Here is a 20,765-nt window from a genome sequence, read left to right on the forward strand (position 1 = left end):
CACGGTCGCCGGCGGACGGCCCCAGGTCACGGGGCGGCGGGCGAAGGGGGCAGGCGATCCGTTGAGGGGTTGATCGTCGTCGGTGGACATGAACTCTCCCGCGCCCGCGGGGCGCGCCTCAGAAAACGCGAAGGCGGGGTCAGATTGCGGACCGATCTGGCCCGTTTCGTGACGGTGCGCGGCGATCCTAGTTCTTCAGCCGGTAGCCTGTCCTGAAGATCCAGCCGACGATCGCCAGACAGACCAGCAGGAAGCCGAAGGTCGCCGCCAGGCTGACCCCGATGCCCACGTCGCCGCTGCCGTAGAAGGTCCAGCGGAAGCCGGAGATCAGATAGACCACCGGATTGAACAGGGTCACCGTCCGCCAGGCGGGCGGCAGCATGTCGATCGAATAGAAGGACCCGCCGAGGAAGGTCAGGGGGGTCACGACCAGCATCGGGATCATCTGCAGCTGCTCGAAACCGTTGGCCCAGATGCCGATGATGAAGCCGAACAGGCTGAAGGTGGTCGAGATCAGGATCAGGAACGCCAGCATCTCGACCGGGTGCAGCACCTGCAGGGGCACGAAGAAGGCCGCCGTGGCGAGGATGATGAGGCCCAGCACCGCCGACTTGGTCGCCGCCGCCCCGACATAGGCGATCACGATCTCCAGCGGCGACACCGGCGCCGACAGCAGTTCGTAGATCGTGCCGGTGAATTTCGGAAAGTAGATGCCGAACGAGGCGTTGAAGATCGACTGGGTGAACAGGCTGAGCATGATCAGACCCGGAACGATGAAGGCGCCGTAGGGCACGCCGTCGATCTCGGTCATGCGGCTGCCGATGGCTGAGCCGAAGACCACGAAATACAGGGCGGTGGTGATCACCGGGGTGACCAGCGACTGCCAGATGGTGCGCAGGGCGCGGGCCATCTCAAAGCGGTAGATGGCCCAGACGCCATAGCCGTTGAAGGTCATGCTCATGCGGCGGCTCCCGTATCCCGGTGGACCAGGCTGACGAAGATGTCCTCAAGCGAACTCTGGCTGGTGTTCAGGTCCTTGAAGGTGATGCCCAGATCGCTGAGCGTGCGCAGCAGCGACGGCACCCCGGTCTTCTCCAGATTGGAGTCGAAGACGTATTCGAGTTCGTGGCCGTCGGCGTTCAGGGAGACGTTCCACTCCGCCAGTTCCGGCGGCACGGACTGCAGCGGGTCCTGGAGGTTCAGGGTCAGCGTCTTCTTGCCAAGCTTCTTCATCAGGGCCGTCTTCTCCTCGACGAGGATCAGCTCGCCCTTGAGGATGACGCCGACCCGGTCGGCCATCTCCTCGGCCTCCTCGATGTAGTGGGTGGTCAGGATGATGGTGACGCCCTGGTCGCGCAGGCGGCGGACCAGGGTCCACATGTCGCGGCGCAGTTCGACATCGACCCCGGCCGTCGGCTCGTCGAGGAACAGGATGTCGGGCTCATGGCTCAGGGCCTTGGCGATCATCACCCGGCGCTTCATGCCGCCCGACAGGGTCATAATCTTGTCGTTGCGCTTGTCCCACAGCGACAGTTCGCGCAGCACGCTTTCGATATGCTTCGGGTTCGGCGCCTTGCCGAACAGGCCGCGGCTGAAGGTCACCGTGGCCAGCACGGTCTCGAACGCGTCGGTAGTCAGCTCCTGCGGCACCAGTCCGATCTTCTCGCGGGCCCGGCGGTAGTCCTTCTGGATGTCATGACCGTCGGCGATGACCGTCCCGGTGGAGGGCGTGACGATGCCGCACACGACCGAAATCAGCGTCGTCTTTCCCGCGCCGTTGGGGCCGAGCAGGGCGAATATCTCGCCTTTCCGGATCGTCAGATCGATCGGCTTGAGGGCCTGAAGCCCCGACTTGTAGGTCTTGGTCAGACCCTGGATTGAAATCACCGGCTGCATGCGCGCCCTCCCGAGACGCTGCCAGATATGCGTCCGGACGTCGCACCTCAAGGCCGCGCCGTGACCAGCGGAGCCATATCGGCGGCCGCGAGTTACCGAGGCCGTGCCAAGCCCCCTCTCCTCCCTTCGCGTCCGACTCGCCGATCTGGGCGACCGCGGGCGGCGACACTCCTCCCTCCTGCGGCGGGTTCCGCCGCTGCATGACCTGCTCGAACTGGCGGCGCGGGTCGGCTATGGCGCGCGCGGCTTTGTCTATCTGTCGGTCGGCTGCCTGATCCTGCTGTCGGCGGTCGACGTCGTGGGCGACGCGGTCGGAACCAAGGGGGCGCTCGACTGGCTGGTTCTGCGCCCCCTCGGTCGCCTCTGGGTGTTTCTGATCGGCCTGGGCCTCGCCGCCTTTGTCCTGTGGCGCGTTCTCCAGTCGGTCTTCGACGCCGACCATGAGGGCGTGAGCGGACACGGCCTGCGCACCCGGATGAGTCAGGGCTTCAGCGGCTTGAGCTACGCCGGCCTGGCGTTCGCCGCCTTCAGCCTGCTGGTTCGCGCGCCGGACGGCGATCCCGCCCAGGAGGGCGTCGTCCGCAGCCAGGAACAGGCCGCCACGGTGCTGTCCCTGCCGTTCGGCAACTGGCTGCTGGCCGGCGTCGGGCTGATGATCCTCGGCATCGGGGTGAGCAATGTCGTCAAGGCGTGGCGCGAGGACTTCACCGAATACCTCGCCTGTTCGCCCCGGACCTGCCGGCGGGTGGCCCCCCTGGCGCGCGCCGGCCATATCGCGCGCGGCCTGGCCTATCTGCCCCTCGCCATCCTGGTGATCCTCGCCGGGCTGCGCTCCAGCGCGCGGGACGTGACCAGTTTCGGCTCGGCGCTGGAGGCGGTGGAGCGCCAGCCGGGGGGGCCGTGGATCCTGATGGCGACCGCCCTGGGCTTCGTCGCCTTCGGCGCCTTTTCCTTCATCGAGGCCCGATTCCGGCGCATCCGCCCGCCGCGCGACCTCAAGCTGGACTAAATTTTCGCAGGCAGGATCGTCCAGCGACGTCGATCGGACGTAGTATCGATCATCGGTCGCATTTCGCGTTCCGGTTTGAGCTGTCCCGGAGGCCGCGATGGCCCGACTTAAATTGCTCGCCGCGTCCGTCATCTCTCTCGGCCTCGTCGGCTGCGAGGGCGGCGAGGCGCTGGACCCCATGGCCGGGTTCGGCCCCACTCCGGTGCTGCCCGCGCCGCAGCAGTCGCCGATCCCGACGGTCAACGTCGCCGAGGCCGTCGGCTGGCCCGAGGGTCGCATGCCGACGCCCGCGCCCGGCTTCCGGGTCCAGGCCTTCGCAACCGGGCTGGATCACCCCCGCTGGCTCTATCGCCTGCCGAACGGCGACATCCTCGTGGCCGAGACCAACGCCCCGCCCAAACCGGAAGGCAAGAAGGGCGGCTTACGCGGATTCTTCCAGAGTCTGTTCATGAAGAAGGCGGGGGCAAAGGCTCCGAGCGCCAACCGGATCACCCTGCTGCGCGACGCCGACGGGGACGGGGCCGCCGAAACCAGGACCGCCTTTCTGGAGAACCTGACCTCGCCGTTCGGCATGGTTCTGGTGGCGGACACCCTCTACGTGGCCAACGCCGACGCCGTGGTCGCCTTTCCCTACCAGACGGGCCAGACGGCGATCGCGGCCCCGCCGCGCAAGGTCGCCGACCTGCCGGCCGGACGCAACCACCACTGGACCAAGAGCTTGGTGGCCAGCGCCGACGGAACACGCCTGTACGTCGGGGTCGGCTCCAATTCGAACGTCGGCGAGAACGGGCTGGAGGAAGAGGTCGATCGCGCCGCTGTCCTTGAGATCGATCCGGCGACGGGCGCACGACGCCTCTACGCCTCCGGCCTGCGCAATCCCGTCGGAATGGACTGGCAACCTGACAGTGGGAAGCTCTGGGTCTCGGTCAATGAACGCGACGAGCTCGGCAACGATCTGGTGCCCGACTACATGACCTCGCTGACGCCGGGAGGCTTCTACGGCTGGCCCTGGAGCTACTACGGCCAGATCGTCGACGAGCGGGTCGAGCCCCGAAATCCCGAGCGGGTGGCCGCCGCGCTGAAGCCGGACTACGCCCTGGGGGCCCACACCGCCTCCCTTGGACTGACCTTTGGCGAGGGCGACCTATTCCCGGCCCGCTATCGTGGCGGGGCCTTCGTGGGCCAGCACGGGTCGTGGAATCGCAGGCCGCGCAACGGCTACCGGGTCATCTTCGTCCCCTTTGCAGGGGGGACGCCGGCCGGCGGGCCCGAGGATATCCTGACCGGCTTCCTCAACGAGCGCGACCAGGCCATGGGCCGGCCCGTGGGCGTCCAGTTCGACGCGCGCGGGGCCCTGCTGGTGGCGGACGACGTGGGTAATGTGATCTGGCGGGTCTCGCCCGTGGCGGCGCCTGCAAGACCATAAGGAAAGGCCCCGGCGGATCGCTCCGCGGGGCCTTTCGATCGATAAGTCCGGGATCAGGTTCCGGGCTGGATCACGATCACCGGCGGAGGAGCCGGGGTCGGTGCGGGCGCGGCCACGGTCGCCGTCGGCGGCGTCGTATTCAGGCTAGCCGTATAGGGCTGGGGACCGGTCGGCTCGGCCGGCGCCTCGCGCGTCGCCACGGTCGGCGCCGGGGCCGAGGTTGCCCGACGGACGGGGGCGGGGGCCGAGCGGCGGGCGGGTGCCGCCCGAACCACCGGCGCCGGCGCCGGGGTGGCCTCAACGACCGGGGCGATTTCGGCTTCGGCGGGCACGATCTCGCTCACCAGCGGCTGAGCCGGAAGCACGGGCGGGGTGGCGGCCGGCTCGACCAGCGGGGCGGGCGCGACATCACCCCCGTCGCCCATCATCAGGGCGGCCGCGGCGCCGCCTAGCACCAGAACCCCGATCGGGGCCAGGATCATCCAGGTCTTGACGCCGCCCTTGCGACCCCGGGCGGTCCGGCCGGTGCGGGCGTACACGGGAATGAAAGGTTCCTCGCGCGGCGCGTCGACCCGGTCAGTGTGGACATGGGGTGGTCATGCGGATAGGTTACAGACATCTGCGTTCCTCCAAATTCAGTGGTGATCAAACCCTCCCGCGAGATCACGGTTCCGCCAGATCAGGCACGCCTTGAAGAAACACTGTTGCAGACACAGTTCTGCCCGTACCGGTGCAGTTTTGTGGCGGACGGATACTTTGGTCGCGTTCCCGGAATGCTGGCACAAGTCGCACCACGCTGACCTCTGGCCGAATTGACCCTTCCCTTACGGAACCGCCGCTTCGGCGCCACGCCCCGGGGCAAACCGGCGTCCGACAGCTTCCATTGCGTCCCAGGATTCCCCGCCGGTTGACCCGGACCGGCGGCTTGTTCATCACCTTGGGGAGCGGCGCCTGCTGACGGAGTGGATGGGACTATGGGTCTGGTGGCGAATATCCGGCGCGACTTGCGGTTCGCGAAGGGACTGCGCCGCCTGCTCAAGCGCATCAAGCCGATCGACCTCGACAGCGTCGATCTGGTCTGTGACGACTTCGAGGAGGCCGTCGACCGGTTCCCCGACCATGTCGCGATCGAGGACGACCGGCTGACGCTGACCTATCGCGAGCTCGACGCCATGGCCAACCGGTTCGGCCACTGGGCCCAGAGCCGCCGCCTGAAGCGCGGAGACACCATAGCCCTGGTGATGCTGAACCGGGCCGAATATCTCGCGGCCTGGATCGGATTCTCCAAGGTCGGCGTCGCCACCGCGCTGATCAACACCAATCTGACGGGCCACGCCCTGGCGCACTGCCTGTCCATCTCCAACGCCTCCCAGGTCGTCACCGACGTCGATTGCTGGCGCAAGGTAGAGGAAGCGCGTCCCTTCGCCGGCCGCAACCTGATGCTCTGGGTCCTGGGCCTCGATGAGAGCGATGAGGCGGACGAACGGCGCGGGCTCGACAAGCCGGTCCGTGGCGGGTCATCCGTGCGTCCGGCCCGTTCGGTGCGCTCCGGCCTGACCAATCGCGACACCGCCCTGTACATCTACACCTCGGGCACCACGGGCCTGCCCAAGGCGGCCAAGGTGACCCATGCGCGCGCCCGCACCTATATGCGCGCCTTCGCCGGGGCCACGGCCGCGACGGACAAGGACGTCACCTTCAACGTTCTGCCCCTCTACCATTCGACCGGCGGACTGGTCGGGATCGGCCCGGCCCTTCTGAACGGCGGCCGGCTGGTGCTGCGGCGGCGCTTCTCGGCCTCGAACTTCTGGCCGGACGTCAAGGCCACCGGCGCCTCCCTGTTCGTCTACATCGGCGAGCTGTGCCGGTATCTGGTCAACTGCCCCGAAAATCCTGACGAGCGCGCCCACAAGCTCCGGCTGGCCTTCGGCAATGGCCTGCGGCCCGATGTCTGGAGCGACTTTCAGAAGCGGTTCGCCATTCCTGACATCCTCGAATTCTACGGCTCGACCGAGGGCAACGTCTCGCTGTTCAATTTCGACGGCAAGCCGGGAGCCATCGGCCGCGCCCCGGGCTTTCTGAAGAAGCAGATCAATTTCCGCCTCGTGCGCTTCGACATCGACAGCGAGGGGCCGGTGCGGGGCCCCGACGGTCTGTGCCAATTGGCGAAGGCGGGGGAGGTCGGCGAGGCCATCGGCCGAATCGGCGACGACACTCGCCACGCCTTCTCGGGCTATGCCGACAAGGCCGCCTCCGAGAAGAAGATTCTGCGCGACGTCTTCGTGCGCGGCGACCGGTGGTTCCGCACCGGCGACCTGATGCGGCAGGACAGCGAAGGCTACGTCTATTTCATCGACCGGATCGGGGACACCTTCCGCTGGAAGGGCGAGAACGTCTCGACCGCCGAGGTGGAGCAACGGCTGGCCGACGCGCCCGGCGTCCGGGAGGTCATCGCCTACGGGGTTCCCGTCCGGGGGCACGACGGCAAGGCCGGCATGGTCGCCCTGGTGATCGACGGCAAGTTCAGCGCCCGCGCCTTCGCCGATTGGGTCGACCAGGAGTTGCCGGTCTACGCCCGGCCGGTCTTCCTGCGCATCATCAAGTCGGCTGACACCACCGGGACGTTCAAATACCGCAAGATGGACCTCGTTGCCGCGGGCTTCGATCCGGAGAAGGTGGACGGTCCCATCTATGTCCGGGGCGGGCGGAGCGGCTACACAAAGCTGGGCGAAACCGCCCTGCAGGCGATCCTGAACGGCGAAACCCGGCTGTAGTCGCGGCTCGCAACCGGCCCTTAATGATTAATGGCGATGTTTGACGCCTCTCGCGTCAGGATCCCCGGCCTTTCATGTTCCAGATCATCGGCATCGTCCTGCTGTTCGCCATGGTGTTCGGCAGCTACATCCTGGCGGGCGGCAAGATGGCGGTCATCCTGCACTCCCTGCCCTATGAGCTGATGGCCATCCTCGGCGCCGCGGTCGCGGCCTTCCTGATCGGCAACAGCGTCACCACCATCAAGGCCACCTTGGGCGGCTTCGCCAAGGCGTTCGCCGGGCCGAAATGGAAGAAGCAGGACTACAAGGACCTGCTGTCGCTGCTGTTCCAGCTGACCAAGACGATGAAGTCCAAGGGCGTCATCGCCCTCGAAAGCCACATCGAAAAGCCGGCCGAGAGCGCCATCTTCCAGAAATACCCCAAGGTGCTGAAGGACCATTTCGCCACGGACTTCATCTGCGACACCCTGCGCATGATGACCATGAACCTCGAGGATCCGCACCAGATCGAGGACGCCATGGAAAAGCAGCTGGAGAAGCATCACCATGAGGGGCTTGCCGGCGCTCACGCACTCCAGAACATGGCCGACGGCCTGCCCGCCCTGGGCATCGTCGCGGCCGTGCTCGGGGTCATCAAGACCATGGGCTCGATCACCGAGCCGCCGGAAATCCTCGGGGGGATGATCGGCGGGGCGCTGGTCGGCACCTTCCTCGGCGTCTTCCTGGCCTATGGCCTGGTGGGACCGATCTCGGTCCGGCTGAAGGAGATCATCGACGGCGACGCGGCCTTCTACAAGATCATCCAGTCCGTTCTGGTCGCCCACCTGCACGGTAACGCCGCCCAGATCTCGGTCGAGATCGGCCGCGGCGACATTCCCTCCTCGGCCCAGCCCTCGTTCCTCGAAATGGAAGAATCGCTGCAGGGCGCGCCCAGCGAGGCCTGACGACCGGGCTTCCCGCTCACGAAAGCCTCACGCGCCTTCACCAGAGATCACGGACACGGGAACGGCTGCGGGGCGGGGCGGGTTACCCCGACGAGCGATCCTGGAACCGGCGGCTGTCTCGCCCGGGTGATCGCCCGGAGGACTGCGCATGAAGCTGATACCCTTTACCGCCACCGCCGCCCTCGCAGTCCTGTCGTTGGCAGCCTGCACGCCCGCCGAAGACCAGACCGCGGACGACGCCTCCTCCGTAAGCGCGGAGGCCTCGGCCAAGATGAGCCCCGCCGATGGCGCGGCCGCTCCGGCAGACGGGATCGCGCCGGACAGCGTAGAGACGGCGTCCCCGGATGACGCGACCGCGCCTTCCGGTCAAACCCCGCCGACCCTCCCGCCCGAGGCGGACAGCACGACGTCGCCCGCCACCAGCTCGCCGCCGCCGATGTGACGGTTGCGGCCTCGAAGGCCCGACAACGGGGTCGTTTTCCGGTCCGCTTTCATCGTTCGATGACAGCAGTTCACGAACGCGTGAGAATTTCGCTTGCGTATCTCCTCACGAAGCCGTTATCTCCGACCTGCGAGGATTCATGACCTCGTATGACCCTTCTGAAGGAAGAAACACTATGCGCATCACCGCTCTGATCGCCGCTTCGGCCGCCGCTCTGGCCCTGGCCGCCTGCCAGCCCGCCGAGAAGACCGAAGAAGCCCCGACCGCCGAAGCCACCGTCGAAGCTCCGGCTGCTGACGCCGCCATGGCCCCGGCCGCCGACGCGACCGCTCCGGCCGCTGAAGCCACCGTCGAAGCTCCGGCCGCCGAAGCTCCGGCCGCCGAGACCCCGGCTGCCCCGGCTCAGTAATATCTGGGACGTAGCGGACCCTCGGGTCCGTTCGGAAAGGGTCGCCCTCGCGGGCGGCCCTTTTTCGTTGCGCGGATCCCGAAGCCGCCAGCTTGCGCCAAATTCACTTGCGGGCCCGGCGTCGGCGTCGGTATCTCGGGCTTCGGGACACTGCCGTCCGCTCGAACGAAGGATCGCCCCATGCGCATCGCCGCCCTGATCGCCGCCTCCGCCGCCGCCCTGGCGCTGGCCGCCTGCAACAACAACGCCGAAGAAAAGGCCCCGGAAGCTTCGACCGAAGCCGCCGAGGCGACCGGCATCACCGACCCGGCCGCCGTCGACCAGAGCGTCGAACAGACCGCCGCCGACGCCAAGGCCGCCGCTGAAGGCGCCGAGGCCTCCGTCGCCGCCCAGGCCGCCGAAGCCGAACCGGCCACGCCGCCCGCCGAGGCCCACTGACGCCCGCCAGCGAAGAGACGATTGCCGGGGCCGTCCGCGGGGCGGCCCCGTTTTCTTTGCCTGCCTTTCGCGGCGCAGGGGCCTGAGCCATGACCGACGACCGCTCGCCCCGACTGCTCTGGACCGAGGACGGAGCGCCGCGCTCGGGCCGGTTCGACGACATCTATTTCTCGCGGGAGGACGGCCTGGCGGAAAGCCGGGCGGTCTTCCTCGCCGGCTGCGGACTGCCGGACGCGTGGCGCGGCCGCCGCCGCTTCACCGTCGCCGAGCTGGGTTTCGGAACAGGGTTGAACATCGCCGCCCTGCTGGACCTGTGGAGACGCGAGGGTCCACCGGACAGCCAGTTGCACATCTTCTCGGTCGAGGGATTCCCGCTCAGCCGCGAGGAAGCAGCCCGGGCCCTCGGGACCTGGCCCGAACTCGCCGCCCCCGCCGCCGCCCTGCTGGAGGGCTGGCCGGCCGCCACGCCCGGCTTCCACCGGATCGATCTGCCCGGTTTCAACGCCACGCTCGACCTGGCTGTGGGCGAGGCCGACTGGACCCTGTCGCAGTGGTCGGGCCGGGCCGACGCCTGGTTTCTGGACGGGTTCGCGCCCTCGACCAACCCGGGCATGTGGTCGGACGCGGTGCTGGACGGCGTCGCGGCCCGATCGGCCCCGGGCGCCCGCGTGGCGACCTTCACCGTGGCCGGCTCCGTGCGACGCGGCCTGTCGGAGCGCGGATTCACGACCGAAAAGAAGCCCGGCCACGGCCGCAAGCGCGAGCGGCTGGAGGCGCGCCTGCCGGCCGCGCCAGCGCAGGGCGCCCCGGCCTCCGTCGCGATCATCGGCGCAGGCATCGCGGGGGCCGCCCTGGCGCGCGCCTTCGCCGCCCTCGGACATCGCTGCACCGTGGTCGAACAGGCGGCGCCCGGCGCGGGCGGCTCAGGCTTCCCTTCGGCCCTGGTCACCCCCCGGCTGGACGCAGGCGACGCAGGCATTGCGGCCCTCCACGCCCAGACCCTGGCCCGGGCGCGCGCTCTCTACGCGTCCGTCCCCGGAGCGATCCTCGCCGACAGCGTGCTGCAGCTCGAGCAGGCGGCGCGCGACGCAGCGCGGTTCGCCAAGGTGGCGGCGCAAGCCGTTTGGCCGGAAGGGGCGATGACCTCGCTGGACGCGGCCGACTGCGCCGCGCGGTTGGGAGAACCTGTCGAGAGCGGCGGCCTGTTGATGCGCGACGCCCTCGCGCTGCACCCCTCGCGGGTGCTGGCCGCATGGCTGGTCGCGGCCGGGCGGGTCGCAGCAAGCGTCGCGCGGATCGACCCGACGGAAGCGGGTTGGCGGCTGATCGATGCGAAGGGCCAGCCGTTGCTGGAGGCCGATGTGGTCGTGATCGCCGCAGGCTGGGGCGCGGCGGCGCTGCGGCCGGAGCTGCCGCTGTCCCCGGTCCGGGGTCAGGCGGACTGGGTGGAGGGCCCCTCCATCGCGGCGACCGCCTGGGGCGGCTATGCCGTGCCCACCCCAGAAGGTCTGTTGTTCGGCGCCACCCACGACCGGGGCGAGACCGAGACCGGAACGGACGCCGCCTCGACCGCCCGCAACCTGCAGACCTTGGGCGCCCGATTGCCGCAGCTGGCGCAGGCCGTGGCCGCCGCCCAAGGCCTTCGCAGTCGCGCTGCTGTCCGCGCCACGACGCCGGACCGCCTGCCGATGGCCGGGGCGCTGGCGCCGGGGCTGTTCGCCCTGACCGGCCTCGGCTCGCGCGGATTCTGCGTCGCCCCCCTGCTGGCCGAGCATGTGGCCGCCGTGGCGACCGGCGCGCCGTCGCCCTTGCCTGCCGCGCTGGCGGCGCGGGTCGAACCGACTCGATTCGTGATGGCCGCCCCCCTTGCGCAACCTTCACCGGAAGCGGACGGTTGAGGCTGGAGCGGAGTCACAACCCGCCAGCCCGGAGATCACTCATGCCGCGTATGATTTCGCCTGCCGCCGTCGCCCTGGCCATGCTGACCGCGGCCTGCGCCCCCACCGACACCGGAGCGCCGGGAGAGAGCGCCGCAGCCCGGCCTGAACGTCAGTGTTTCAGCGCCGACCAGGTGCGCAATTTCCGGGCGGGCGACCACGGCCAGCTCTATGTCCGGGCCCTGCGGGACCAGGTGTTCGAACTGAACTCCTCCGGCGGCTGCACCGATCTGGACTTCGCCCAGCAGCTCGCCATCACCCCCGACGTCGGGGCCCTGGCCGGCGGACGTATCTGCACCGGTGAGTGGGCCCGCATCACCCTGCCTGCCTCGTCCGCCCCGATCAGGACCTGCCGCGCCCGCGTCAGCCGCATGCTGACCGAGGCGGAGGTCGCGGCCCTGCCCAGCGCCCATCGCCCCTGAGGCTCAGGCCTTCTGGGCGTAGCCGAGGCGCTGGTTCAGCTTCTCGATCAGGTCGATGGCCGTGTCGGCGATGACCGAGCCGGGCGGGTAGACCGCCGCCGCGCCCATGTCGATCAGGGTCTGGACGTCCGACGGCGGGATCACTCCGCCCACCACGATCATGATGTCCGGCCGGCCCAGCTTCTCCAGCTCGGCCTTCAGCTCGGGCACCAGCGTCAGGTGGCCGGCGGCCAGCGATGAGGCGCCGACGGCGTGGACGCCCCGCTCGACAGCCTCCTTCGCCGCCTCGGCCGGGGTCTGGAACAGCGAACCGGCCGTGGCCTCGAAGCCGAGGTCGCCATAGGCGGTGGCGATGACCTTCTGGCCCCGGTCGTGGCCGTCCTGGCCGAGCTTGGCGATCAGAACGCGGGGCGGGCCGCCGTCGTTCTCGACGAAGGCGGCGACCATGCCGCGGGCGCGGGCGATCTTCGGATCGTCGCCGGCCTCCTTCGCATAGACGCCGGACACGGTCTTCACCGTGGCCACGTGACGGCCGAAGGCGGCCTCAAGCGCGTCCGAGATTTCCCCGACGGTGGCGTAGGCCCGGGCGGCCTCGACCGACAGCTGCAGCAGGTTGGCGTTCCCGCGCGCGCCGGCGGTCAGGGCGTCCAGCGCCGCCTGGGTCTTCGCCTCGTCGCGTTCGGCCCGGAGCCGCTTCAGCTTGTCGAGCTGCGACGCCAGCACGGCGGCGTTGTCGACCTTGAGCACCGGGATGTCGTCGACGTGATCGGCGAGGTATTTGTTCACCCCCACGACAGTCTGCTGGCCGGTGTCGATCCGGGCCTGGGTCCTCGCCGCCGATTCCTCGATGCGCAGCTTGGGGACCCCGGCCTCAATGGCTTTCGCCATGCCGCCCAGCGCCTCGACCTCGGCCATGTGGGCGCGGGCCTTTTCGGCCAGTTCGTGGGTCAGGCGCTCGACGTAGAAGCTGCCGCCCCACGGATCGATGACCCGGGTCAGGCCGGTCTCCATCTGCAGCAGCAACTGGGTGTTGCGGGCGATGCGGGCCGAGAAGTCGGTCGGCAGGGCGAGGGCCTCGTCGAGGCTGTTGGTGTGCAGGCTCTGGGTCTGGCCGCCGGCCGCCGCCATGGCCTCGACCATGGTGCGACTGACGTTGTTGAACACGTCCTGCGCCGCTAGCGACCAGCCGGAAGTCTGGCAGTGGGCCCGCAGCGACAGGGAGCGGGGGTCTTTCGCGCCGAATTTCGACACCGCCTCGGCCCACAGCAGGCGGCCGGCGCGCAGCTTGGCCACCTCCATGAAATAGTTCATGCCGATGGCCCAGAAGAAGCTCAGGCGCGGCGCGAACCGGTCGATCAGCATGCCCGCCGCGACCCCGGCCTTCATGTATTCGACGCCATCGGCGAGGGTGTAGGCCAGCTCCAGATCGGCCGAGGCCCCGGCCTCCTGCATGTGGTAGCCGCTGATCGAGATGGAGTTGAACTTGGGCGCGTGCTCGGCCGTCCAGGCGAAGATGTCCGAGATGATCCGCATGCTCGGCTCGGGCGGATAGATGTAGGTGTTGCGGACCATGAACTCCTTGAGGATGTCGTTCTGGATGGTCCCGGTCAGAGCGCTGTGGGCGACCCCCTGCTCTTCCGCGGCGACGATGTAGAGCGCCAGCACGGGCAGGACGGCGCCGTTCATCGTCATCGACACGCTCATCCTGTCCAGCGGGATGCCGTCGAACAGGGTGCGCATGTCGTAGATGCTGTCGATGGCCACGCCGGCCATGCCGACATCGCCGCGAACGCGCGGATGATCGCTGTCGTAGCCGCGGTGGGTGGCGAGGTCGAAGGCGATCGACAGCCCCTTCTGACCGGCCTCGAGGTTGCGGCGGTAGAAGGCGTTGGAGGCCTCGGCCGTCGAGAAGCCGGCGTACTGGCGAATGGTCCAGGGGTTGGACGCATACATCGTCGGATAGGGGCCGCGATGGTAGGGCGCGATGCCGGGCAGGCCGTGGATGAAGTCGAGGCCGTCGAGGGCCGAGGCGTCATAGGCCGGGGCGACGGTGAGGCCTTCGGGCGTGCTCCAGGCCTCGCGCGCCGGACCGGGCCCGGTGGGGGCCAGGTCCAGGTCGATTTTGGTGAAGTTCGGGGCGCTCATTGGCCGGCCTCCTTCGCTTCGAAGGGCGCGGCGAGGCGCATCGGGGTCAGGGGCTCGCAGGTGTCGCCGCCGGCCTTGGGTGCGACGGGGCGATCGGGTCCGACAGGGGCCGGGCGGGGGTCGGCGTCGACGAACTTTGTCACGCCCACCATCTGCGTGACCCCGCCGGCGAGGGCGGCTTCCAGCGTCTGGCGCGCGCGGGCGATGCGCGGCTGGATGACATGGCCGCGCAGGGCCTCGACGACGCCGCCCTCTGCCTCGATTTTCTGGAACTCGGCCCAGCCGGCCTCGGCCAGTTCGCGGGTGCGCTGGTCGAGGAACCAGGAGCCGGCCGCCGGATCGTCGACCCGGCCGATGTGCGCTTCCTCCATCAACACCAGCTGGGTGTTGCGCGCCTGCCGCCGGGCGAAGGCGTCGGGGCGGCCGGTCGCCCGCGAGAAGCCGTCCAGCACCACCGCGTCGGCCCCGCCGACCGCGCCGGCGAACCCGGCCGCCGTCAGCCTGAGCAGGTTCGGCCACGGGTCGCGGGCGGACAGCATGCGCCGTGACGACCGCGCCTCGATGAGGGCGGGGGTCTCCGCCCCGAAGGTGCGGCTGAGCGTGCGCCACATCAGCCGCAGGGCGCGGACCTTGGCGAGGCTGTCGAAATATTCCTGGTCGACGGCGACCCCGAGCACGGTTCCCTTCAGGGCCTGCTCCGCCGTCATCCCGGCCTCAAGGGCGGTCCGGATCAGAGCCACGGCGTTGGCCGTGGCGAAGGCCAGTTCCTGACCGATCGAGCCGCCGGCCTCGTGGACGACGCGACCGCTGGCCATGAAGAAACGGGCGTCCGGGTAGGCCCCCGCATGGCGCGCCGCCGTATTGGCCGCCAGCATCAGATGCTCTTCCAGCGCGCGGGGCGCGGCGCCGGTTTCGGCGAAGGCGGAGACAGGATCCATGTGGAACATCAGCTTCGCGCGCGGCGAACCCTTGCCCGCCACGGCCAGGGCGTTGGCCGCCTCCGGCCCGTCCAGCCCGGCGTCCAGCCCGACCGCCGCCAGCTCAAGCGCCACGCCGTCCAGCGCGGCCGCCAGGGGGGCCGAATCCGCGAGCACCGCGCCCTTAAGCACCACCGAGGCCGCGCCGCCCTCGAGATCCGCCAGCACGGCGGCGTTGACCGCCGCGGCCTCGTCGCCCTCGACCAGGGTGCGCAGGTCCCACGCCCGGCCGTCGGCGTCCGACGGACGGGGCGCGGACAGGGGCTGGACGCCGGTCGCCGCGCCATAGAGCGGCCGCACCGCCAGATGGTCGGCGTCGAGATGGATCAGGCTTTCGATAGGCCGGTCCTTCAGCGCCTTCTCGGCGAGGGCCTTCCAGTCGGCGGGAGACGGGGTCGGAAAGGTCATGCGCCTCCAATGCCCGGACGAACGGGCGCGGTCCAGACGAGGGGCGCGATGGACGTCTCCAAAAAATTGGATTGCAAGGATGCGCCACCGCGCTTGTTGCGGTTTAGCGAGGCCCGCCTACATCCGTCCGGACCGCCGCAGGAGCTTACGATGGCCGACCTCTCCGCCTTTCCGATCACGCAGCGCTGGCCGGCGCAGCATCCCGACCGCCTGCAGCTGTATTCGCTGAACACGCCGAACGGGGTGAAGGCCTCGATCATGCTGGAGGAGACCGGTCTGCCTTATGAGGCGCATTTCGTGGACATCGGGAAGGATGAGACCTGGGGCCCGGAGTTCCTGTCGCTGAATCCGAACGGCAAGATCCCCGCCATCCTCGATCCCGACGGTCCCGGCGGACAGCCGCTGGCCCTGTTCGAGTCGGGCGCCATCCTGATCTATCTGGCCGAGAAGACGGGGCAGCTGATCCCGGCTGACGCCGCCGGCCGCTATCAGACGATCCAGTGGGTCATGTGGCAGATGGGCGGGCTCGGGCCGATGTTCGGACAGGTCGGATTCTTCAACAAATTCGCCGGCAAGGCCTTCGAGGACAAACGTCCGCTGCAGCGCTACGTCGCCGAGTCGAAGCGGCTGCTGGGCGTGCTCGACGCCCGGCTGGACGGCCGCGAGTGGGTCATGGGCGACTACACCATCGCCGACATCGCCATGCTGGGCTGGGTGCGCAATCTGATCGGCTTCTATGAGGCGCGCGACCTTGTCGGGTTCGACGCGCTGCAGAACGTTCCCACCTGGCTGGAACGGGGCCTGGCCCGTCCGGCGGTGCAACGCGGGCTGGAGATCCCGGCGCGACCTTGAGCCGGGTCGGCGGTGAGGCCCCGGGGCGACGGAACCCGCGCAAAGCCACGCCGTTGGCTGTGGATGGACAGTAAGCCCGCCAGAAAGCCCGCACCGAAATCCGCCGGCCTCGTCGTCGGCGGTCTCGGCGGTCCCGAGGACGAGCTGCTCGAGTCCGGTCAGGAAGAAGTCTTCTCGCGGACCGAGGTCGAGAGCGGCGAGATCGAGCATCAGGCCGAAACGGGCGGGCCCGGCGAGCGCAAGCGGCGCGACTGATCCGTCAGGCGGCCCGGCGCGCCGCCGTCGGCGCGGTCGCCAGCGGCTCGAACAGATGCCGGGCCAGATGGCGCACCACCGGGACCGCAACCCCGTCGCCGGTCAGGTGATAGGCGTCGCTGTAATTGCGCGGCAGGACGTAGTCGTCCGGAAGGCCCATCAGCCGGGCCGTTTCACGCGCGGAGATCAGCCGCGAGCGGACGCGGGGGCCGTCAACGATCAGCAGGATCTGGCGGCTGGAGCCCCCGGCGGGGGTCCGCAGGCAGCCGGCGACGTCGTCGAACCGCACCTCGGCCCGCTGGACCTTCGATCCGGCCTCGACCCGGGTGCGGCGGTAGACCCCGCCGACCATGCGCCGCCCCGCCCGCCGGGCGGCCTCGACCTTGGCGGCGTTGACCGGCGACATCAGGTCCAGCAGCCGCTTCGTCTCGGCCTGGTTATGCCAGTCGACGCTGTCCGGCGCCTCTTCGATCAGGTCGGCGAAGGTCGCGGCCCGGCGCGGCGGCGTCGGCAGGTTCCACCACAGCAGCCGCTCGCGCACGGCGTCAGGAAGCGCCGCCGTCGCTCGCCGCACGGCGGCGGTGTGGAACGGCTCGACCGGCTCTGGCGACAGCAGCCGCGGCGCGACCTCGACCCCGTCGCGGATCCCGACCACGAACAGTCGCGGCCGGCTTTGCGGCACGAACAGTTCGGCGTTGATCACCAGCGCGCCGTAGCGATAGCCCGCCTCCGCGAAGGTCCGGCAGATGGTCTCGAAGTCGCGCCCGCCGTGCGAGGTCAGGGTCCCGCAGACGTTCTCGACCGCCACCAGCCGGGGACCGCGTCCCTGTTCGATCAGGTCGCGAACGACGTCCCAGAAGGCGTGAAAGGTTCCGGAGCGCTCGCCGCCGAGTCCCGCGCCCGCGCCCGCGAGCGACAGGTCCTGGCAGGGAAAGCTGCCCCAGACCAGGTCCGGCTCGCCGGGAAGGTCGGCGGGGTCCAGCGCGCGGATGTCTCCGACGGTCAGTTCTCCGCCCGCACCCCAGTTGGCCTGGTAGGACAGACCCTTGCGGGCGTCGAAGTCGTTGGCGAACAGGCAGGTCCAGCCGCCGCCCAGTCCGGCGCGGACCATGCCACCGCCGGCGAAGAACTCATAGAAGCTGGGCATGGAATCCCGCGTGTGGAGCGGCCCGAAGGCGACATCCGACTGTAGGGAAGGAAGATGGTGGACGCGACAGGGATTGAACCTGTGACCCCTTCGATGTCAACGAAGTGCTCTCCCGCTGAGCTACGCGTCCGCCGAGACGGCCCCGGGTCACCCCGGGGGCAGGAAGGCGCGGTCTATAACCCGGCCGGTTTGTTGTCCGCAAGGGCCAAAACTGCGCCGGCGCTCAAGTAGCGAGCGACCGCATCGCGAGCGATGGCGCCCCTGCTTTTATGCCGCCGCCACCATCCGCTCGACCTCGCCGACGAGGTCACGCAGGTGGACGGGCTTGGACAGGACCTTGGCCTGCGGGCTGGCCTGGGCCGCCGACAGGGCGACGGCGGCGAAGCCGGTGATGAACATGATGCGGATGCCGGGCTGGCGGGCAGCCGCGACCCGGGCCACCTCAATGCCATCGGCGCCCGGCATGACGATATCAGTCAGCAGCAGGTCCCACGGCCCCTGGTCGAGGGCGTCGATCGCGTCGTCGCCGTTCTCGCAGTCGACCACCGAATGGCCGGCCCGCTCAAGCGCCCGCGTCAGGAAGCCGCGCAGCGAGTGATCGTCCTCGGCCAGAAGAATGCGCGCCATGTCGTTTTTCGCCCCGTCTTGTTGACCGGACGCTACGCCGCGATGGGTAAACCCGCCATGAAAATCCCCGGTCCGGCGAACCCTCCCCGCCGCACGAACCTGTGGATCGATGCGCGAAACACGGTAAGGGAGCGGTCATGGCGGACAGCGGGGATCAGGGCGTGGACGGGGCCGAAGGGGCGGGATTCGCCGTCCTCGCGCCCGAAACGCCGGGCCCGTTCGTATTCGCCTCGCCGCACTCCGGGGACGGCTACCCGGCCGATATGGCGCCCGCGCCCGGGCTGGATCCGGCCAGCCTGCGCAGCGCCGGGGACGCCCTCGTCGACCGCCTGATCGCCCCGGGGCTCGAGCGCGGCGCGACCCTGATCCTCGGCCGGACCGCGCGGGCCTATGTCGATCTCAACCGCGCCCCGGACGACCTCGATCCGGTGCTGATCGAGGGGCTGGATGGCCGAATGGGGTCGCCTCGCGCCGCGGCCGGCTACGGCGTCATCCCGCGCCTGACCGGAGACGGCCGGCCGCTTTACGACCGCCGGCTGGGGCGCGACGAGGCCGAGGCGCGCATCGCCCGCGTTCACGCCCCCTATCACGCCGCCCTCGACGACCTGATGCAGGCGGCGCGGACGCGCCACGGCGAGGCGGTGCTGGTGGACTGGCATTCAATGCCGTCGCGGGCGACCTTGGGGGTCGGCGGTGCGCGCGGGCCCGATGTGGTGCTGGGCGACCGGCACGGCTCTTCGTGCGCGGCGGCGCTGACGCGGCGGCTGCGGCGGGCGTTCGAGGCGCTGGGCTGGCGGGTGGCGCTGAACCAGCCCTATTCCGGCGGCTGGACGACGCAGCGCTGGGGCCGGCCGGCGGACGGTTTTCATGCCATCCAGATCGAGCTGAACCGGGCCCTGTATCTCGACGAGGCGACACTGGAGCCGGGGCGGGGCTGGTCGCGCTGCGCCGCCGGCACGGCCCGCGTCATCGCCGAGCTGCTGGCCGACGCGACTCCCTTGGGCCGGGCATAAAAAAAGCCGCGCCCGAAGGCGCGGCATTAAAGTCTTTAGGGAGGAAACGCCCAGGAAGGGCATGACGCCGCGAGGCGTCGAAGATCAAGTTAGTGTGCAGTGCACAAAGCGTCAACTGGATATTTCGCACCCGCGTTCACGGCGTGTAACGGCAAGCTTCGTCCTGAAATGGCCTTCGTAACCGCTTTCATCGGTGAAATTCACCGTCGAGCGTGGGCGCGTGCGAAAAAGCCTCAGCGCGGGGGCAGGTGCGGCTCCAGCAGCCGGCGCGCGCTGCGCACCGCCCGGGCCGCCGGCGATCCGGCCTGGCGCCACACCAGCAGGCAGAACACCGCCGCCACCCCGAGCCCCAGCCACAAGGGACCGAACAGCCAGGCTGCCGCCGCGAGGGCGAAATAATAACCCCGCACGCCCTGGCTGAAGGCGCTCAGGGCCGGGTTCAGCAGACTTCCCGCGGCCTCGCCCAGCGCCACCCGGTCGGCCTCGGTATGCAGTTCGGGGGCCGCCCCGATCAGCGCCAGGGCGTAGTTCAGCTGGCGGATCGACCAGATGAAATCGAGCAGGCCGCGCGCCAGGCAGATCAGCACCAGAGCGAGCTTGGCCTCCAGCAGCCGGGTCGGCGCCGGCTCGGCCCCGACCGCGGCGAATCCCTCCAGCGCCTGTTCGCCGCCGAACAGCACGCTGGCCACGGCCGCGATCAGCAGCAGATTGGTCGAGGCGAAAAAGCCGCCGGAGTTGATGGTGTGGCCCATCAGCTGGCTGTCGACGATCCGCACCTCGCGGTGGGTCATGGCCATCATCCACGCCCGCCGGACCACCTTCATGTCGTCGTTCAGCGAGCCGCTGCGCCGCGCCAGCACGGCCAGCAGCGGCCCGTAGCCCAGCCAGCACAGGAAGAAGAGGGCCAGAGCCAGACCGTCCAGGATCGTCATGACCGCTCCATTTCAACCGCCCGCCCCGTCGTGCCGCGTGGAACCCGTCGGGGCAAGTCCGCCTTGCTTCCGGCAAGTTGCGCGCCTATCACGCCCGCCTCCCCGTTATCGCAGTGCACCATAGACGAGACCCGTCATGAACATCGACGCCATTCCCGCCGGCCCCAACCCGCCCTGGGACGTCAACGTGGTCATCGAGATCCCGCAGGGCGGCCTGCCGGTGAAGTATGAGATGGACAAGGCCTCCGGCGCCCTGTTCGTCGACCGCTTCCTGCACACCGCCATGTACTATCCGGGCAATTACGGCTTCATCCCGCACACCCTGTCGGATGACGGCGATCCCTGCGACGTCATCGTGCTGAACCCGACGCCGGTGGTCCCGGGCGGCATCATCCGCTCGCGCCCGATCGGCGTGCTTAAGATGGAAGACGAGGCCGGCGGCGACGAGAAGATCCTGGCCGTGCCGGTCGACAAGCTGAACCCCTACTACACCGACATCGCCAGCTACCGGCAGCTGCCGGCCATCCTGGTCGAGCAGATCGAGCACTTCTTCACCCGCTACAAGGATCTGGAGAAGGGCAAGTCGGTCACGGTCAAGGGCTGGGGCGACGCCGGCGAGGCGGCCGAACTGATCGCGACCGGCATGCGGGCGCATCAGGAGAAGCTGAAGGCCAAGGCCGCCAACGCGGCCTGACCCCGGCGGGGGCAGCCT

At 69.4% G+C, this 20,765-nt stretch carries 21 protein-coding genes and 1 tRNA gene; 13 read left to right on the forward strand and 9 right to left on the reverse strand.

All coding sequences use genetic code 11. The features are described from left to right. Nucleotides 1–187: 187 nt before the first annotated feature. Both V6M45_RS05620 and V6M45_RS05625 read right to left on the reverse strand, forming a co-directional pair. The gene (locus V6M45_RS05620) at nucleotides 188–955 is read right to left on the reverse strand and encodes an ABC transporter permease (RefSeq protein ID WP_332654697.1); all 768 of its coding nucleotides are present in this window, start codon (nucleotides 953–955) and stop codon (nucleotides 188–190) included. Between the two features lie 2 nt (nucleotides 956–957). After that, complete coding sequence (locus V6M45_RS05625) at nucleotides 958–1,896, reverse strand: ABC transporter ATP-binding protein (protein ID WP_332654647.1); 939 nt, start codon at nucleotides 1,894–1,896, stop codon at nucleotides 958–960. A 103-nt stretch (nucleotides 1,897–1,999) separates the two neighbouring features. On the opposite strand from V6M45_RS05625, the gene V6M45_RS05630 reads away from it, so the two are divergent. Together V6M45_RS05630 and V6M45_RS05635 are read left to right on the forward strand one after the other, a co-directional pair. Further along, nucleotides 2,000–2,905: a DUF1206 domain-containing protein gene (locus V6M45_RS05630; RefSeq protein ID WP_332654648.1), complete on the forward strand. Its 906-nt coding sequence runs from the start codon at nucleotides 2,000–2,002 to the stop codon at nucleotides 2,903–2,905. A 97-nt stretch (nucleotides 2,906–3,002) separates the two neighbouring features. Continuing rightward, entirely contained in the window at nucleotides 3,003–4,331 is a 1,329-nt protein-coding gene (locus V6M45_RS05635) for a PQQ-dependent sugar dehydrogenase (protein WP_332654649.1), read from the forward strand. Between the two features lie 53 nt (nucleotides 4,332–4,384). On the opposite strand, the gene V6M45_RS05640 is transcribed toward V6M45_RS05635, so the two are convergent. After that, nucleotides 4,385–4,870, reverse strand: a complete 486-nt coding sequence (locus V6M45_RS05640) for a hypothetical protein (protein ID WP_332654651.1) — start codon at nucleotides 4,868–4,870, stop codon at nucleotides 4,385–4,387. 435 nt (nucleotides 4,871–5,305) lie between these two features. Between V6M45_RS05640 and V6M45_RS05645 the strand changes: the two genes are divergently transcribed. The 7 genes from V6M45_RS05645 (at nucleotide 5,306) to V6M45_RS05675 (ending at nucleotide 11,697) form a co-directional block, all read left to right on the forward strand. Further along, the gene (locus tag V6M45_RS05645) at nucleotides 5,306–7,105 is read left to right on the forward strand and encodes a long-chain-acyl-CoA synthetase (protein ID WP_332654652.1); all 1,800 of its coding nucleotides are present in this window, start codon (nucleotides 5,306–5,308) and stop codon (nucleotides 7,103–7,105) included. Nucleotides 7,106–7,179: 74 nt separating this feature from the next. Continuing rightward, nucleotides 7,180–8,049 (forward strand): flagellar motor stator protein MotA, encoded by an 870-nt coding sequence (gene motA, locus V6M45_RS05650; protein ID WP_332654653.1) that lies wholly within the window; start codon nucleotides 7,180–7,182, stop codon nucleotides 8,047–8,049. A gap of 148 nt (nucleotides 8,050–8,197) precedes the next feature. After that, a complete protein-coding gene (locus V6M45_RS05655; RefSeq protein ID WP_332654654.1) occupies nucleotides 8,198–8,491 on the forward strand; it encodes a hypothetical protein in 294 nt (97 codons plus the stop codon). A gap of 175 nt (nucleotides 8,492–8,666) precedes the next feature. After that, nucleotides 8,667–8,900: a hypothetical protein gene (locus V6M45_RS05660; protein WP_332654655.1), complete on the forward strand. Its 234-nt coding sequence runs from the start codon at nucleotides 8,667–8,669 to the stop codon at nucleotides 8,898–8,900. A gap of 180 nt (nucleotides 8,901–9,080) precedes the next feature. Then, nucleotides 9,081–9,338, forward strand: a complete 258-nt coding sequence (locus V6M45_RS05665; RefSeq protein ID WP_332654656.1) for a hypothetical protein — start codon at nucleotides 9,081–9,083, stop codon at nucleotides 9,336–9,338. A gap of 89 nt (nucleotides 9,339–9,427) precedes the next feature. Next, nucleotides 9,428–11,236: an FAD-dependent 5-carboxymethylaminomethyl-2-thiouridine(34) oxidoreductase MnmC gene (gene mnmC / locus V6M45_RS05670; protein ID WP_332654657.1), complete on the forward strand. Its 1,809-nt coding sequence runs from the start codon at nucleotides 9,428–9,430 to the stop codon at nucleotides 11,234–11,236. A 41-nt stretch (nucleotides 11,237–11,277) separates the two neighbouring features. Then, nucleotides 11,278–11,697: a DUF6491 family protein gene (locus tag V6M45_RS05675; RefSeq protein ID WP_332654658.1), complete on the forward strand. Its 420-nt coding sequence runs from the start codon at nucleotides 11,278–11,280 to the stop codon at nucleotides 11,695–11,697. A gap of 3 nt (nucleotides 11,698–11,700) precedes the next feature. On the opposite strand, the gene scpA is transcribed toward V6M45_RS05675, so the two are convergent. Beyond that, entirely contained in the window at nucleotides 11,701–13,842 is a 2,142-nt protein-coding gene (gene scpA / locus V6M45_RS05680; RefSeq protein ID WP_332654659.1) for a methylmalonyl-CoA mutase, read from the reverse strand. Beyond that, a complete protein-coding gene (locus tag V6M45_RS05685; protein WP_332654661.1) occupies nucleotides 13,839–15,227 on the reverse strand; it encodes a methylmalonyl-CoA mutase family protein in 1,389 nt (462 codons plus the stop codon). Before V6M45_RS05685 ends, scpA begins: the two co-directional genes overlap by 4 nt. A gap of 150 nt (nucleotides 15,228–15,377) precedes the next feature. Here V6M45_RS05685 and V6M45_RS05690 point away from each other — a divergent pair, with 150 nt between their 5' ends. Together V6M45_RS05690 and V6M45_RS05695 are read left to right on the forward strand one after the other, a co-directional pair. Then, nucleotides 15,378–16,079 carry a glutathione S-transferase N-terminal domain-containing protein gene (locus V6M45_RS05690; protein WP_332654662.1) on the forward strand — a complete coding sequence of 234 codons (702 nt, stop codon included), beginning with the start codon at nucleotides 15,378–15,380 and terminating at the stop codon, nucleotides 16,077–16,079. Between the two features lie 63 nt (nucleotides 16,080–16,142). Then, nucleotides 16,143–16,334: a hypothetical protein gene (locus V6M45_RS05695; protein WP_332654663.1), complete on the forward strand. Its 192-nt coding sequence runs from the start codon at nucleotides 16,143–16,145 to the stop codon at nucleotides 16,332–16,334. Nucleotides 16,335–16,338: 4 nt separating this feature from the next. On the opposite strand, the gene V6M45_RS05700 is transcribed toward V6M45_RS05695, so the two are convergent. The 3 genes from V6M45_RS05700 to cpdR all read right to left on the reverse strand — a co-directional run bounded on the left by V6M45_RS05700 (nucleotide 16,339) and on the right by cpdR (nucleotide 18,108). Beyond that, entirely contained in the window at nucleotides 16,339–17,481 is a 1,143-nt protein-coding gene (locus V6M45_RS05700) for a DNA cytosine methyltransferase (RefSeq protein ID WP_332654664.1), read from the reverse strand. Nucleotides 17,482–17,536: 55 nt separating this feature from the next. After that, nucleotides 17,537–17,611 (reverse strand) — tRNA-Val (locus tag V6M45_RS05705). A 137-nt stretch (nucleotides 17,612–17,748) separates the two neighbouring features. Continuing rightward, nucleotides 17,749–18,108, reverse strand: coding sequence for a cell cycle two-component system response regulator CpdR (gene cpdR, locus V6M45_RS05710; protein WP_055826880.1), 360 nt, complete (start codon nucleotides 18,106–18,108; stop codon nucleotides 17,749–17,751). A 137-nt stretch (nucleotides 18,109–18,245) separates the two neighbouring features. Between cpdR and V6M45_RS05715 the strand changes: the two genes are divergently transcribed. Next, the gene (locus V6M45_RS05715) at nucleotides 18,246–19,121 is read left to right on the forward strand and encodes an N-formylglutamate amidohydrolase (RefSeq protein WP_332654666.1); all 876 of its coding nucleotides are present in this window, start codon (nucleotides 18,246–18,248) and stop codon (nucleotides 19,119–19,121) included. Nucleotides 19,122–19,354: 233 nt separating this feature from the next. Here V6M45_RS05715 and V6M45_RS05720 read toward each other — a convergent pair whose 3' ends face one another. Next, on the reverse strand, nucleotides 19,355–20,053 hold the full coding sequence (locus V6M45_RS05720) for a DUF599 domain-containing protein (RefSeq protein ID WP_332654667.1): 699 nt from the start codon (nucleotides 20,051–20,053) through the stop codon (nucleotides 19,355–19,357). Between the two features lie 136 nt (nucleotides 20,054–20,189). Here V6M45_RS05720 and ppa point away from each other — a divergent pair, with 136 nt between their 5' ends. Beyond that, nucleotides 20,190–20,747, forward strand: coding sequence for an inorganic diphosphatase (gene ppa, locus V6M45_RS05725; RefSeq protein ID WP_332654668.1), 558 nt, complete (start codon nucleotides 20,190–20,192; stop codon nucleotides 20,745–20,747). The last annotated feature ends 18 nt before the right edge of the window (nucleotides 20,748–20,765 follow it).

The sequence above is a fragment of the Brevundimonas sp. genome, from assembly GCF_036676055.1.
GTDB lineage: Bacteria > Pseudomonadota > Alphaproteobacteria > Caulobacterales > Caulobacteraceae > Brevundimonas.